Genomic DNA, 13602 nt, shown 5'->3' on the forward strand with positions numbered 1-13602 from the left:
CGACGCCCCCGCTCGTCAGCGGCGGACGCTCTCCGCGGTGACCGTCCGCTCGGCGGTCTCCGCGCCCGCCGCATGGACGACCGTCTCCGCGACGGGTCGTACCGCGTCCGCCGGCAGGTGGCGTTCCACGCGGAGCAGCAACGCGGCGGCCACGGCGGAGGTGAGGACGAGGGCCGCCCAGGGCACTCGGCCGTCCACCGCGAGCAGTGCCGTGAACAGCGAGGGCGCCACCGCCTTCGCCAGGGACCAGGACATCTGGTACGCCGCCAGATACCGGCCGCGTACGGCCGCGGGCGCCGCCGACACGGCGAGGACCTCGGCGGCGGGGCTGTGGATCAGCTCGCCGAGTGTGTAGACGACGACCACGGCGACCAGGGCCCCGCCCAGCAGCGGGCCGGATTCCGGCCGCAGGGTGCCCAGCACGATCTGGGCGAGGAACGCCACCGCGAACAGCCCCGCGCCCAGCGCCGCGGCCCGGGTGCGCCGGGCACCGGCCCTGCGGACCCGTCCGCCGACGAACACCCCGGCGGCCGCGCACAGCACGGTGTTGATGGTGAACGCGGCGCCGGTGAGCACGGCGGGCCCGTGCAGCCACTCCACGATGAACAGCGGGAAGAGCACGGACAGGGCCGAATAGCTGAGCGCGTTCAGGAAGTTGGCGCCGGTGACGACCAGGAAGGGCCGGTCGGCCAGCACGAGCCGGTAGCCGGCCCCGCGTGCCGTGACCCCGGCCGTCTCGTCCCGGCCGCGCACCGGCCGCAGCGGCAGCAGCAGCGGCGCGGCGAGGGCGAAGGACAGGGCGTTGCCCCAGGCCGCGTAGGTGTAGCCGGTGTTGCCGGCGAAGGCGATGACCAGCGTGGCCAGCAGGGCGCCCGCGCCGTTGCCGGCGTTCTGCAGCGCGCGCGTGGCCGCCTGGAGCCGGTCGCGCCCGGCACCGCGCGCCACCTCGCCGATGAGCGACGACTGCACGGCCGGGAAGGCGCGGTCGGCGGCGGCCGTGACCAGGGCGACCGCGGCGAAGGCGGCGAGGGAATGGGCGAAGGGGTAGAGCGCGAAGCCGACGACCCGCACGCCGTACAGGGCGAGTTGGACGCGCTTCGCGCCGTACCGGTCGACGGCCGTGCCGGCCAGTGGGAGCGCGGCGATGCCCACGAGTCCGGTCACGGTGAGCACCAGGCCCACGACGGTGAAGGAGAGACCGGTGACGTAGTGGAAGAACACCAGGGTGAAGGGGACGTACATGCCCGTGCCGATGCCGTTGACCGCGGCGGCGACGGGCAGGGCCCACTCCCCCGGTATGCGCTCGGCCTTCTCCGCTTTCCCCATGACGTCCCCTAGAGAAGTGACGTGCGGTGGCACGCCAGAAAGTAACTTGCTCGAAAGCAGCTTAGCGCTAAGCAACTTTTCCGCAAGCCACTTTCCCATAAGCTACTTTCTTGCGGCCGACCGGTTCGCGGCGGATACTCAACCCATGAACGCCACGCCGCAGCAGCCCCCCAGAGATCTCGTCGACGCGATCATCGAGCAGTGGGGCACCGTGCGGCCCGACCTCGACACCCGGGCGATGGAGGTCTTCGGGCGGATCTTCCGGCTGTCACGGGCCATGGGCGACCGGATGGAGAAGGCGTACGCCCCCTACGGGATCTCCCGCGGCGAGTTCGACGTCCTGGCCACCCTGCGCCGCGCCGGCGAGCCCTACGCCCTCTCGCCCCGTCAGCTCTCCGCGACGCTGATGCTCACGACGGGCGGCATGACCGGCCGGCTCGACAAACTGGAACGCGCGGGCCTGCTCCGCCGCTCCCCCGACCCGCACGACCGCCGGGGCCTTCAAGTCACCCTCACCGACAAGGGGTTGAACGTCCTCGACGAGGCGGTCGGCGCCGGCCTCGCCACCGAGACGCAGGCGATGTCCGTCCTCAACGACGAACAGGCCGGCCAACTGGCCGACCTGCTCCGCCAGTTGCTGGCAGGAACCCAGACGCCTCCGCACTGAGCGCTCCGCAGGCAGCACGGCGACGAACCCACGGACAGGCGGGCCCGAGCGCGCCCGCGCGACGGAGCAGCCGCACACCGACACGGCCCGGCACCCCTTCACCAGGTGGGGCGGCACCGGACTCCGCTCGGGCCGCCCCGACCCCGTTCACCCGACGACGGCGGCGACCGCCTCCTCGATCACCGCGGCGTCCAGTGCGTCCGCCGCCCAGGCCACGTATCCGTCGGGGCGCACCAGGACGGTCGTACGACGGCCGCTCGCCCAGCGCTCCACGGTCAGCCGGTCCTTGCGGGTGCCCGGGTCCTCGTACGCCTCCGGGTCCGGGGTGATCAGGACGAACCCGCCGCCGCGCAGGGCCTCGTACAGGCGGCCGCTCTCCAGGGCGACGTCGGGGACGCGGGTGCCGGTGAGGCGGTGGGCGCCGCGGGGGGCGGGGTACTTGTAGCCGATGCCGGAGATCTGGCCCAGGGCCTTGCGCCGGGCGGGACCGACCGCGTTGCCGACGGCGGAGACGAGGGCGCGGACGGCGCGCAGCGCCGGGCTCTGCGCGCGGGCCAGCCGGACGAGTCCGCCGCTGCTGCGCAGCACCGCCTTGCCGACCGGGTGCCGATCGCTCTCGTACGTGTCGAGGAGCCCGCCGGGCGCCCACCCCTGCACGGCCGCGGCGAGCTTCCAGCTCAGGTTGGCCGCGTCCTGGAGGCCGGTGTTCATACCCTGGCCGCCGGCCGGGGAATGGATGTGTGCGGCGTCGCCGGCGAGGAAGACCCTGCCGACCCGGTACCGCGGTGCCTGGCGTTCGTCGCTGTGGAAGCGGGAGAGCCAGCGGGCGTCGTGCATGCCGTAGTCGGCGCCCAGGGCGCGGCGGGTGACGTCCTTGACCTCGTCGAGGTCGATCGGGACGTCGTCGGGGACCTCGTGATGGCGGTCCCAGCCCATGACCCGGTACCAGCCGTCGCCGAAGGAGGCGATCATCGCGAAGCAGTCGCCCGCGCCGTTGACGGTGAGCACGTCCTCGGGCCGCTCGGCGAGCCGTACGTCCGCGAGGAACAGCGACTTGATGACGGAGACCCCGGGGAAGTCCAGGCCGATCGCCGTGCGTACGGCGCTGTGGTGTCCGTCGGCGCCGACGACATAGGCCGCGCGGCGGACGGCGACCGCCCCGTCCGCGCCCCGCACCTCCAGCTCCACCCCGTCGGCGTCCTGCCGCAGCCCCACGACCTCGCTCTCGTACGCGAACTCGACCCCGGCCTCCCTCGCCCGCCGCTCCAGCAGCCGCTCGACCTCGTACTGCGGGGTGATGAGCAGGAACGGGAAGCGGGACTCCAGCGTGGTCAGGTCGAGCGTGAGGCGACGGCAACAAGGAGGGCCTCTTCGCGGCGGCGGTCGCCATCGATCTGCGGCTGCCGGACGTGGGCGCGCTGCCCGCCAAGGACGTCGGCCGGGCTCTCGTCACGCACTTCCTGGCCATCTGGGAGCAGAACGAGGTGCTCACGGCGCTGCTGCGGGTGGGCGCGACGAACGCGGCCGGGGCCGAGCGGATGCAGGGCATCTTCCGGGAGCAGTTGCTGCCGATCGCCGAGCGGGCGTGCCCGGACCCCCAGCAGGTGCCTGCGCGGGCCGCGCTCGTGTCGTCACAGCTGCTGGGTCTCGCGCTGACCCGCTATGTGCTGCGGATCCCGTCCGCGGTGGCGCTGGCGCCGACGGTGCAGCGGTATCTGACCGCGCCGAGCCCCTGAGCGGCCGCGCGGGAGAACACACCGAGGGCGTCGACCTCGCCCACGTACGGCTTGGTGCGCGTACGTGCGGCGGGGTCGGCGCCCTCGGGAACGTGCGGTGAGCGGTCAGGCCGTGATGTCGGCCCCCGCCTCGGTCAGGCTCCGGCCTTCGCCTTCACGGGAACCTTGGTCTTCGCCTTCGTCTCACGGTCCGTGGACTTGTCCAGGACCATCACCAGACCGGCGATGACCGCGAAGATCGCGAGCGGGGCCAGGACGTAGAGACCCAGCGTCTCCATGACGCTCAGGCCCGGACCGGGGTCGTCGCCGTCGTCGCGGGGGACTGCGAGCGCGGGAGACGTCATGAGCAGCATCATCAGCGTCGTACCGGCAGCCAGGGCACCGGCGCGCAGGGCGTTCTTCTTGTCCACGATCCCAAAAGTATCGAATGCCTTATGGCCCCGCGCGCCCGGGGTGCCATACGTGGTCGACGAGAGGGGGACGGGACGGTTCCGCCTGTCCCCCACATCAACCCGTTCCGACCGCGCGAGGCCCGCGCAGTACCTCCACCAGACCGTGCAGGCGCGGCGAGCCCGCCAACCCCTCCAGCGTCACCGGCCTCCCCTCCGCGTCCGCGATCGGCAGGCGCCAGTTCGGGTACTGGTCCCACGTGCCCGGCAGGTTCTGGGGCCGTCGGTCGCCCACCGCGTCCGGTAGCCACACCCCCACCAGCCGCGCCGGCGTACGCAGCAGGAACCGGTGCACGGCCTGGATCTCGGCCTCCTCCGTCGATGTGCTGTGGCCGCCGCCGGTGCCGTGCAGCAGTCCCAGTCGTGCCAGTACCTCCAGCCACTCCCCGGTGTCCGCCGCCGCCTCCGTCCGTTCCTCCGCCAGCTCCCGGGTCAGCAGGCCCAGCCGGTAGCGGAGTTCGACGTGTTCGCCCGTCAGACGGGCCGCGGTGGAGGGCAGGTCGTGGGTGGTCGCGGTGGCGAGGCAGTCGGCGCGCCAACGTTCCGGTGGCAGGGGCCGGCCGTCGCCCTCCCAGTCCCGCTCGAACCAGAGCACCGACGTACCGAGCACCCCGCGTTCGCGCAGCGTCTCGCGCACCCCGGGCTCCACCGTGCCCAGGTCCTCGCCGATCACCACCGCCCCGGCGCGCGAGGCCTCCAGGACCAGGATCGCGAGCATGGCCTCGGCGTCGTAGCGGATGTAGGTGCCCTCGGTCGGCGGGTGCCCCTGCGGGACCCACCAGAGGCGGAACAGGCCCATCACATGGTCGATACGCAGGGCTCCGGCATAGCGGAAGAGGGCTTTCAGCAGGCGCCGGTAGGGGGCGTAGCCCGATTCGGCCAGGCGGTCCGGGCGCCACGGCGGCAGTCCCCAGTCCTGCCCGCGCGCGTTGAAGGCGTCCGGCGGTGCGCCGACCGACATCCCGGCCGCGAGGTAGTCCTGCTGCGCCCAGGCGTCGGCGCCCCCGGGGTGCACGCCCACCGCCAGGTCGTGGACGATCCCGACCGGCATCCCGGCCTCCCGCGCCGCCCGCTGCGAGGCGACGAGCTGGGCGTCGGTGAGCCAGGCGAGCCGGCAGTGGAAGTCGACGCGGTCCATCAACTCGGCGCGGGCGCGGGCCGTTTCGGGCGAGCGGGGGTCCCGCAGCCCGGCCGGCCACCGGCTCCAGTCCGAGCCGTGCACCTCCGCCAGCGCGCACCACGTCGCGTGGTCCTCCAGGGCCTCGCCCTCCTCGGCGAGGAAGTCGACGTACGCGGCCCGCCGCCCGGGGCCGAGCGGCACCTCGCGCACCAGCTCCAGCGCCTCCCGCTTGAGCTCCCACACGGCGTCCCGGTCGATCAACGCGCCCTTGTCCAGCACCGCTTCGCGCAGCCGCCCGGCCCGTTCGGCGAGCGAGCACACCGCCTCGCGGTCGGTGACATGGGCGTACTCGGGCACGTCCTCGACCCGCAGATGCACCGGGTCCGGGAAGCGTCGCGAGGAGGGCCGGTACGGAGAGGGGTCCGTGGGGGCGCCGGGCACCGCCGCGTGCAACGGGTTGACCTGCACGAACCCGGCGCCGAGCGCCCGCCCGGCCCAGGCGGTCAGTTCGGTGAGGTCGCCGAGGTCGCCCATGCCCCAGGAGCGCTGGGAGAGCAGGGAGTAGAGCTGGACGAGGAGTCCGTACGAGCGTCCGGTGGCCGTCGGGAGCCGGGCGGGGGCGACGACCAGGTGGGACTCGGCCACCCGGCCGTCGGGCGCCGTGGCCGTCAACCGGTGGATGCCGGGCGGGAGTTGGTCGGCGGCGGCGCGAGTCTCGCCCTGCTCGGTCTCGATCCGCAGCCGAGTGCCCCTGGGCAGGTTCCCGAGGGACGCGGGCGGGCTGCCGCTCCAGCAGACCACCGTCGGTGGCAGCAGCCGGTCGCGCAGCTCACGCTCGCGGGCGGCCAGCGCGGCCGCGGGGCGGCCGGTGTCGACGCCGAGGGCGGCCAGGGCGAGGGTGACGGCGGTGGCCGAGGCGGCGACCGTACGGTCCGGGGACGGGCTGTAGGAGGTGGCGACGCCATGCAACTCGGCGAGGCGTGACAGGTCCTCGGAAGGCGGCTCGGCCGACCCCTGCGCCGCCATCTACAGCCTCGCGGGGTCCGGCTCGAAGACCGCGGACTCGCTGGTCAGGTGTGCGGCTTCGGCGAGTGGCGGCTCGCTGGTGAGGGGCTCCGCGTCGGGCAGCGGTGCCTCACTGGTCAGCGGGATCTCGGCGCAGGCGCCCTCCGCGCTGAACACGCAGAAGTGCGGCTCGGGTTCGAGGGACAGCGGCTGCGCCACGGGTTTGGAGCGGGGGTGTGCGGGAGCGACCACGAGGGGCCTCCTTGTCGAGTACGGCGACCTTGCGGGTTATCGCAGCCCTACCCAGTGGGCGCCGTGGCAGACGTACGAATGGCTACAACGTGCATCTCCTCACATTCTGTTGTGTACGTCCCGATCCCGCTGCGGCTACGACACGACCGGGCCCGGCGGAGGAGTCCGCCGGGCCTCGATCCGTGGAGCCTTACGGCTGTACCGCCTCGGCCGGTGTCGGCTCGGGCTCCGGCTGCGGCCTGCTGTCCGCCCGTTTCTGCGCCCACCGGCACAGCAGCGGTGCCGCCAGACCGCAGAACGCGAACAGGGCGGCCAGGACGACCCAGCCCGTGGTGCCGGTCGTGACGACCACGCTGACCAGGATCGGCGCCGCGATCTGCTGGACGGCCACGCCGAGCCAGAAGACCGACAGATAGACGCCCTCCTCCTTGGGCGCCGCCAGCAGATAGGAGCCGCCCCAGCCGCCGGCGGACTGGAACAGCTCGCCGCCGGTCAGCGCGATCATGGCCAGCAGCAGCACGCCGACGGCCAGGACGACCGGCAGCTTCGGTGCCGCGACGAGCAGCACACAGCACAGCGCGAGGGAGAGCCCCGCCCGTGTCAGGGCGCGTGCCACGCCGGGCATGGTGTCCGTGTCCCGGCTGGCCCGCACCTGGAGGGCGACCGCGAGCACGGTGTTGACGGCGACCAGCGGGGCGATCACCGCGGACGGCACGTCGGTGTGCCCGACGATCCACAGCGGGATACCGATGCTCAGCAGGGTCATGTGCATGGTGAGCACGGCGTTGATCCCCGTGAACGACAGGAACGGCACATCGCGCAGCACGCTCACCGAGAACCGTCGGCGCAGGCTCTTCGCCGGCGCGCTGAGGATCGGCAGCCGGGCGGCCAGCATCGCGAGCACGGCGAACGAGGCGGCGTTGAGCAACAGGATCGCCGCGTATCCCGCCCGGTTGTCGATGAGCAGTCCGATGCCGCCCAGCAGGGCGCCGACGGTGAAGCCGACGTTGCGCAGCGACCGCAGGATCGCGACGGCCCTGACCCGGTCCTCGGCCTTCGTCACCTGGCCGACCAGGGCCTGCGACATGGGCGCGGACGCCTTGTCGACCAGGCCGAGCAGACACACCACGGTGAGGAACTGCCACAGGTTCTGGACGAACGGGTACGCCACGAACCACGCGCAGCGCCACACGCTCAGCCAGACCAGGACCTTCTTCGGGCCGATCCGGTCGGCGAGGACGCCGATCGGGATCGCCGTGGCCAGGGCGATGGCGGCGGACACGGTCAGGCCGAGTCCGAGCTGGCCCTCCGACAGGCCGACGGACCGGGTGATGAAGGGCACGGAGACGGCCAGGAAGGCGCCGGTGCCGACGGCGTCGATCGACGTCAGCACGGCCAGCCGGATGCCGGCCGTCCCTCCCGGGACGGACCCGCGCCAGCCGCGGACGCGCTGCCAGAGGTCGGACATGTGCTTCCTCAATCAGTGGTGATTCGGACTCGGTCGGCGGTGCCGCGGACTCAGCCGGTGGTGGTGATACGGACGGCCGCGTCCGCGTCCAGGACGCGTCGGCGTGTGGTGTCCGCGTCCGGCCCGGTGGCGATGACATGGCCTGCGCGGTCCCAGGAGGACGCCCACGGCCGGACCTCGTCGCCGGCCTCGACGCCCACTTCCACGACCTCGATGCCGGGCAGTTCCCGGGCCGCGTCCACGCCGGAGACCTCCGTGACGGTGCCCGGCTCGGCGGCCAGAAACCGGATCGCCGAGGTCTGCTCCGACACCTGGGGCAGCGTGACCGGACGTCCGGCCAGCAGGTCGATCAGCGTCAGCCTGATCCGGGTGCCGTAGGCCAGGTCGATGAGGTCGATCAGATGGTCGCCGGGGCAGCGGCCGGCGCATTCGACCAGCGTCGGACCGGACTCGGTGAGGATCCACTCGGCGTGCAGGATGCCGGTTCGGTACCCGGTCGCGGCGACCAGCGCCCGCATGGCCGTGGTGAACGCGGCCTGCGTGTCCTCGTCGAGCGGAGCGGGCAGCAGATGGCCGAGCTCGACCGGGTAGGGCCCCGGGATCACGGTCTTGGCCGTGACGTTCTGGAAGACGATCCCGCCCCGCTGCACCAGCGCCTCGACGCTGAACTCAGGTCCCTGAAGGCGCTCTTCTGCCAGGTACCGCCACGCCAGCTCCCGGTCGGGCACCGACACCCGCTCGGTCGCGGAGGAGGTCCGCTCCCAGGCCTGCGCCGCGGTCTCGGCGTCGACCGAGTCCAGCAGCTGTACGCCGACGCTGGCCTGCCGGTTCGCCGGCTTGACCACGACCGGGCCGTCGCCCGCGAACTCGAGGATGTCCTCGGGCCCGAACACCTCGCGCCAGCGCGGGTTGCGGACACCGGCGGCGCCGGAGACCTCGCGCAGCCGGACCTTGTCCCGCAGCGCCTGTGCGGCCTGTTCGGTCGCGCCGGGCAGCCCGAGCTTCTCGGCCAGCGCGGCCGCCGCGGGCACCGCGTACTCCAGGCCCGGGACCACCGCGGCCACGGGGCGCACGGCCGTCAGTTCGGCCGCCAGGTCGAGGGCCTCGGTCGACTGGTGGTAGCTGGCCGGCACGACACGGTCCACGCAGTCGAAGCGTGCCGCGGCCCCCGCCAGGTCCCGCTTGCGGAGGATGTCGGGTTCCTCGATCACCACGACGGACCCGCTCGGGACGTTGCCCTCGATCGCGTGCAGGTAGGCCATGTTGAAGCCGATGAACACCACCTGGGCGTCGCTGGCGAGGGCGGTCATGACGAGCTCCTGAGTGCGGGTACGGACTGCATGGGCACTGCCTTCCTGCGGGGTGGGGGGAGAGTCATACGGGCGTCCCGAGCACTCCGGCCCGGCCGTCCGCGCGTACGGGCGTTCCGTCGATGACGAGCTCGATGGCGGCGAGCACCTCCGCGACCCGGTCCCGGGCCTGCTCGGCGGTGGCGCCGGAGACGATGACGTGTCCGTGCCGGCTCTTGGAGTCGCGGACCTCCGCCAACGTGTCGCCGGGGCTCGGCCTGAGGTTCAGCTCGTCGACGTACCCGAGCCCGGCGACCGTGTCGAGGCCGCGGATCTCGTCGACGTGGCCGGGCGGGAAGGCGAAGAACCGCACGACCGCCGTCGCGGTCGCCTCGGCGGGCCCGGCCGGGGTGCCCGCCAGGCCGGCGAAGATCGCCTGCTCGATGTCGAGGCCGGTGGCCAGCTCGATGAGGCGTGGGATCCGGTCCCCGCCGAGCCGGGCCTGCGACTCGACGATGCGGGGGCCGGCCTCGGTCCAGATCACCTCGGTGTGCGCGGGACCGAACCGGTACCCGCACGCGGTGAGCAGCTCGGTCGTCAGGTCCTCGACGGCCCGCCGGCGCTCCGGGGGCAGCGGCGCCGGGTGGACGTGCCCCACCTCCACGAACAGCGGCGGCGCGCCGAGCAGCTTCTCCGTGATCCCGACGATCCGGTGCTCACCGTCCCGGCTCAGTGTCTCCACGCTGTACTCGGGACCGCGCAGATACTCCTCGACCAGGAACGGACCGTCGTAGCCGTACTCCTCGACGAGTACCGTCCAGACCGCGAGATCCGCCTCCTCCTGCCACAGGAAAACGCCCCGGCTGCCGGCCAGTGCGGTCGGCTTGACCACGGCCGGGCGGCCGATGCGCCGGACCGCGTCCGGTACCTCGCGCCGGGTCGCCACCGCCTCGAAGGACACCGGGGACATTCCGCGTGCGGCGAGCAGGTCCCGCATGGCGTGCTTGTCGGTGAGGAGCCGGACGGCCTCGGCCGGGTTGACCTCGATGTGGAGTTCTTCGGCCACCTCGTAGGCGGCGGCCATCGTCTCCTCGCGGCCGATGTGGTAGATCACCGAGGCGCGGTGCTCCTCGGCCACCTCACGGATGGTGCGGCGCAGCAGCTCCTCGTCCCGGAAGTCGGCCGTGACGAACACGTCCGCCAGTGCGCGTACGTCGTCCAGGTACTCCGGCGACTCCAGCCGCGGGTCCCAGATCGCGCCGACCCAGAACCCCTCGGCCTGTGCCTTGCGGACGAACTGGCGGTACGGCATCACCATCAGCAGGCGGGGCCGGTCGTCCACGGGCGCCGTCACCGGGTGCCCCCGGCCGCCTGCTCCTCGGCGACGCGGCTGAGCAGGCTCAGGTAGCGCTCGCCGGTGTCGGGGAGCAGGGTCACGATGCGCTTGCCCCGGTTCTCGGGACGGGCGGCCACGACACCGCAGGCGTGGACGACCGCGCCGGAGGAGACGCCGACGGTGAGGCCGGCGTGCACGGCGAGCCGCCGGGTGGTGTCGAGGGCGTCGGCGTCGGCGACCGCGATCACCTCGTCGATGAGGTCGCGTTCCGTGGTCGGTGCGATGAAGCCGCCGTTGAAGCCGGGGATGGTGTGCGTGCCGGGTTCGCCGCCGGACAGCAGCGGCGATCCGGCCGGCTCGACGGCCACGATCCGTACGTCGGGGTTGCGCTCCAGCAGGTAGCGTCCCGCGCCGCTGAGGGTGCCGCCGGTGCCCACTCCGCAGACGAAGACGTCGATACGGCCCTCGGCGTCGGCCCAGATCTCCGGGCCGGTCGACTCGTAGTGCGCCCGGGTGTTGTCGGGGTTGTCGTGCTGGCAGCAGAACCAGGAGCCGGGGGTCCGGTGGTGGAGTTCCTCGGCCTTGTCGACCGCCGCCTGGTAGCCGCCGGTGTGCGGGGTGCGCACCACCTCGGCGCCGAGCGACTGGAGCATGGCCACGCGCTCCTGGGTCGCGTTGTCGGGCAGCACGATGACGCAGCGGTAGCCGCGGGCGGCGGCGAGGGCGGCCAGGGAGATACCGGTGTTGCCGGAGGTCGCCTCGATCACGGTGCCGTGGCCGGGGGTGAGCAGTCCGCGCTCCTCGGCGCCGCGCAGCATCGACAGTGCGGCCCGGTCCTTGCTGCTGGACCAGGGGTTGAACAGCTCCAGCTTCGCCAGGACCTCGGTCTCGGCCGGGACCCCGTCCAGGACGCGGTCCACGGGGAGCCTCAGCAGCGGGGTGCGGCCGATCAGGTCGACGAGGGAGTCGGCGACCGGGCGGGCGGTGACCGGCTCGGTCCGGATGTCGATCTCCTCGACGGCGGCCTCGGCGGTCCGCGCCGCGAGCTGGGCGGTCTCGGCGATCACGAGGACATGGCCGGCGCGGTCGCCGTTGCGGCGCGGCTCGCGCAGCACGGCGCCGGGCTTCGGCTTGACGACGACCTCCTCCACGCCGGGCAGCGCGGCGGCGCGTTCCTGGCCGGAGACGGACACCACCCGGCCCGGCCGGGCGACCAGGTAGCGGATGGCGGCACCGGCGACCGGCTGCTCGGGCACCACCCGGGCCGGCAGCGGCTGGCCGAGGTACTGCTGGGCCACCAGCTCCAGGGACTTGATGCCGAGGGCGCGGTCGACCAGGTAGGTGATCTTGCCGCCGGCGGGCCGGGGGTTGATCTCGATGAGCTTGGGACCGGAGTCGGTGACCTTGATCTCGACGTGGGCCATGCCCAGGTCGAACCCGCAGGCGCGCAGCGCCTCCACGGCCAGGTCGCCGATGGCGCGGACCATCTTGTCGGGCAGGCCGGAGGGGAAGCTGTGGGCCAGTTCGACGAAGTAGCCCTGGCCGATGACCGACTTGTCGGTGACCCCGAGGACCTCGTACCGGTCGCCGTCGGCGAGGACCTCCACGCTGACCTCGGGGCCGCTCAGGTACTCCTCGACCATCAGCTCGTGGTAGCGGCTCTGGCCGCGGGTGTTCTCCACCCGGGAGCGGATCAGCTCGACGTGCTCGGCGGCCTGTTCCGCGGTCTCCACCAGCCGGACGTCGGCGCTGCTGGTCTCGTCGGCCGGCTTGACCACGCAGGGCAGCCCGATCTCGGCCGCGGCGGCCGCCGCCTCGGCGGGGGTCCGCACGGTGCGGAACGCCGGTATCGCGACGCCGAGTTCGGCGCAGCGCCGGCGCATCAGCGCCTTGTTGCGGGCCGTGGCGACGCCGTCGACGCTGACGGTGGGGAGCCCGAGGAGGACGGCGACCTCGGCGGCCACGACCACGTCGTACTCGGCCAGGGTCAGGAACGCGTCGAAGGGGTGCTCGGCGCCGGCCCGGTGCACATGCGGCAGGAGTTCTTCGAGGATGTTCGTCTCGCAGTGGACGATCTCGTCGACGTACTTCTCGAAGTAGGCCGGACCGCCCGGCACTTCGAGGTACCGGTCCAGGTCGCGGGTGAAGAAGGTGACCCGGCAGTCGAGTTCCTTGATGATCTGCAGGCCCTCGAAGCCGGAACCGGAGAGGTTGCTCTCCAGTACGCCGACGTGAATCATCTGTGCCTCCGATGGCGTGCCGACACGTGGTCGGGTTGAGATGCGGTGAACGTTGCGGGGTACTGCGACGGATGGGGTGGGGCCGGCGACCTGGGCGTCACCAGCACCCGGAGGTGGCCAGGGCGCGCAGCAGCTGATCCGCGTCCTCGCGGTCCGCGGCCGAGGGCCGGGACACGATCTCGGCGGCGGGCGCCATCACGCGGGCCTTCGGGGGCACATCGCCCAGGACGAGCGCCCCGGCGCCGATCAGCGCGTCGTGGCCGACGGTGACCGGGCCGAGCACGATCGCGTTGGTGCCGAGGACCACGCGGTCGCCGACGACGGGGTGGCGGCGGGCGCCGGGTTCGCGCCGTCCGTCCTTCCACCAGCCGACGGCGCCGAGCGTGACCTGGTGGAAGATCGTGACGTCGTCGCCGACCTCGGCGGTCTCCCCGATGACCACGGCGGCCCCGTGGTCGATGAAGACGCGCCGGCCGAGCCGCGCGCCCGGGTGGATCTCGATGCCACCGGTGCAGGCGCGCGCCAGGTAGGCGAGGAGCCGGGCGCTCTGACGGTGCCCACGGGTGAACAGGACGTGGGCCACCCGGTGGGTCCACAGCGCCGGCAGCGCGGGGTGCAGCAGGGCCTCCGCGCGCGTGCGGATCGACGGGTCTCGCGCGACGATCACGGAGAGGTCCTCCCTCATCCTGGTGATCACTGTGCGCATCGCGGTCC

Annotated in this window: 10 protein-coding genes and 3 pseudogenes; 2 read left to right on the forward strand and 11 right to left on the reverse strand. The window is 73.1% G+C overall.

Annotation, left to right across the window (positions count from 1 at the left end):
- Window positions 1-15: 15 nt before the first annotated feature.
- The gene (locus OHU89_RS18585) at window positions 16-1326 is read right to left on the reverse strand and encodes an MFS transporter (protein WP_405644298.1); all 1311 of its coding nucleotides are present in this window, start codon (window positions 1324-1326) and stop codon (window positions 16-18) included.
- 145 nt (window positions 1327-1471) lie between these two features.
- Here OHU89_RS18585 and OHU89_RS18590 point away from each other — a divergent pair, with 145 nt between their 5' ends.
- Window positions 1472-1993, forward strand: a complete 522-nt coding sequence (locus tag OHU89_RS18590; protein WP_405644300.1) for a MarR family winged helix-turn-helix transcriptional regulator — start codon at window positions 1472-1474, stop codon at window positions 1991-1993.
- Window positions 1994-2140: 147 nt separating this feature from the next.
- Here OHU89_RS18590 and OHU89_RS18595 read toward each other — a convergent pair.
- Window positions 2141-3346: pseudogene (locus OHU89_RS18595) on the reverse strand (FAD-dependent monooxygenase); the annotation flags it as partial.
- Between OHU89_RS18595 and OHU89_RS18600 the strand changes: the two are divergent.
- Window positions 3346-3729: pseudogene (locus OHU89_RS18600) on the forward strand (TetR/AcrR family transcriptional regulator); the annotation flags it as partial. The pseudogenes OHU89_RS18595 and OHU89_RS18600 overlap by 1 nt on opposite strands.
- A 134-nt stretch (window positions 3730-3863) precedes the next feature.
- On the opposite strand, the gene OHU89_RS18605 reads toward OHU89_RS18600, so the two are convergent.
- From OHU89_RS18605 to epsC, 9 genes and pseudogenes are all read right to left on the reverse strand, one after another.
- Complete coding sequence (locus OHU89_RS18605; protein WP_405644302.1) at window positions 3864-4139, reverse strand: hypothetical protein; 276 nt, start codon at window positions 4137-4139, stop codon at window positions 3864-3866.
- A 97-nt stretch (window positions 4140-4236) separates the two neighbouring features.
- Window positions 4237-6324, reverse strand: coding sequence for a 4-alpha-glucanotransferase (gene malQ, locus OHU89_RS18610; RefSeq protein ID WP_405644304.1), 2088 nt, complete (start codon window positions 6322-6324; stop codon window positions 4237-4239).
- A complete protein-coding gene (locus tag OHU89_RS18615) occupies window positions 6325-6555 on the reverse strand; it encodes a hypothetical protein (protein WP_405644305.1) in 231 nt (76 codons plus the stop codon). It lies immediately after the preceding gene.
- Between the two features lie 190 nt (window positions 6556-6745).
- Window positions 6746-8023 carry an MFS transporter gene (locus tag OHU89_RS18620; protein WP_405644307.1) on the reverse strand — a complete coding sequence of 426 codons (1278 nt, stop codon included), beginning with the start codon at window positions 8021-8023 and terminating at the stop codon, window positions 6746-6748.
- 50 nt (window positions 8024-8073) lie between these two features.
- Complete coding sequence (locus OHU89_RS18625) at window positions 8074-9333, reverse strand: ATP-grasp domain-containing protein (protein WP_405644308.1); 1260 nt, start codon at window positions 9331-9333, stop codon at window positions 8074-8076.
- A 64-nt stretch (window positions 9334-9397) separates the two neighbouring features.
- Entirely contained in the window at window positions 9398-10666 is a 1269-nt protein-coding gene (locus tag OHU89_RS18630) for an ATP-grasp domain-containing protein (RefSeq protein ID WP_405644310.1), read from the reverse strand.
- A complete protein-coding gene (locus OHU89_RS18635) occupies window positions 10663-11907 on the reverse strand; it encodes a cysteine synthase (RefSeq protein WP_405654552.1) in 1245 nt (414 codons plus the stop codon). The genes OHU89_RS18630 and OHU89_RS18635 overlap by 4 nt, the downstream gene beginning before the upstream one ends.
- Window positions 11908-12888, reverse strand: a pseudogene (locus OHU89_RS18640) (acetyl-CoA carboxylase biotin carboxylase subunit family protein); the annotation flags it as partial.
- Window positions 12889-12985: 97 nt separating this feature from the next.
- Window positions 12986-13594: a serine O-acetyltransferase EpsC gene (epsC, locus tag OHU89_RS18645; protein WP_266892313.1), complete on the reverse strand. Its 609-nt coding sequence runs from the start codon at window positions 13592-13594 to the stop codon at window positions 12986-12988.
- Window positions 13595-13602 lie beyond the last annotated feature (8 nt).

The sequence above is a fragment of the Streptomyces sp. NBC_00019 genome (genome assembly GCF_045041015.1).
Classification (GTDB): domain Bacteria; phylum Actinomycetota; class Actinomycetes; order Streptomycetales; family Streptomycetaceae; genus Streptomyces.

Bases quoted from the DNA above. Each gene is read 5' to 3' on its own strand.
- OHU89_RS18625 (WP_405644308.1), bottom strand. From the start codon at position 9,333: ATGACCGCCCTCGCCAGCGACGCCCAGGTGGTGTTCATCGGCTTCAAC.
- malQ (WP_405644304.1), bottom strand. From the start codon at position 6,324: ATGGCGGCGCAGGGGTCGGCCGAGCCGCCTTCCGAGGACCTGTCACGC.
- OHU89_RS18620 (WP_405644307.1), bottom strand. From the start codon at position 8,023: ATGTCCGACCTCTGGCAGCGCGTCCGCGGCTGGCGCGGGTCCGTCCCG.
- OHU89_RS18590 (WP_405644300.1), top strand. From the start codon at position 1,472: ATGAACGCCACGCCGCAGCAGCCCCCCAGAGATCTCGTCGACGCGATC.
- epsC (WP_266892313.1), bottom strand. From the start codon at position 13,594: ATGCGCACAGTGATCACCAGGATGAGGGAGGACCTCTCCGTGATCGTC.
- OHU89_RS18585 (WP_405644298.1), bottom strand. From the start codon at position 1,326: ATGGGGAAAGCGGAGAAGGCCGAGCGCATACCGGGGGAGTGGGCCCTG.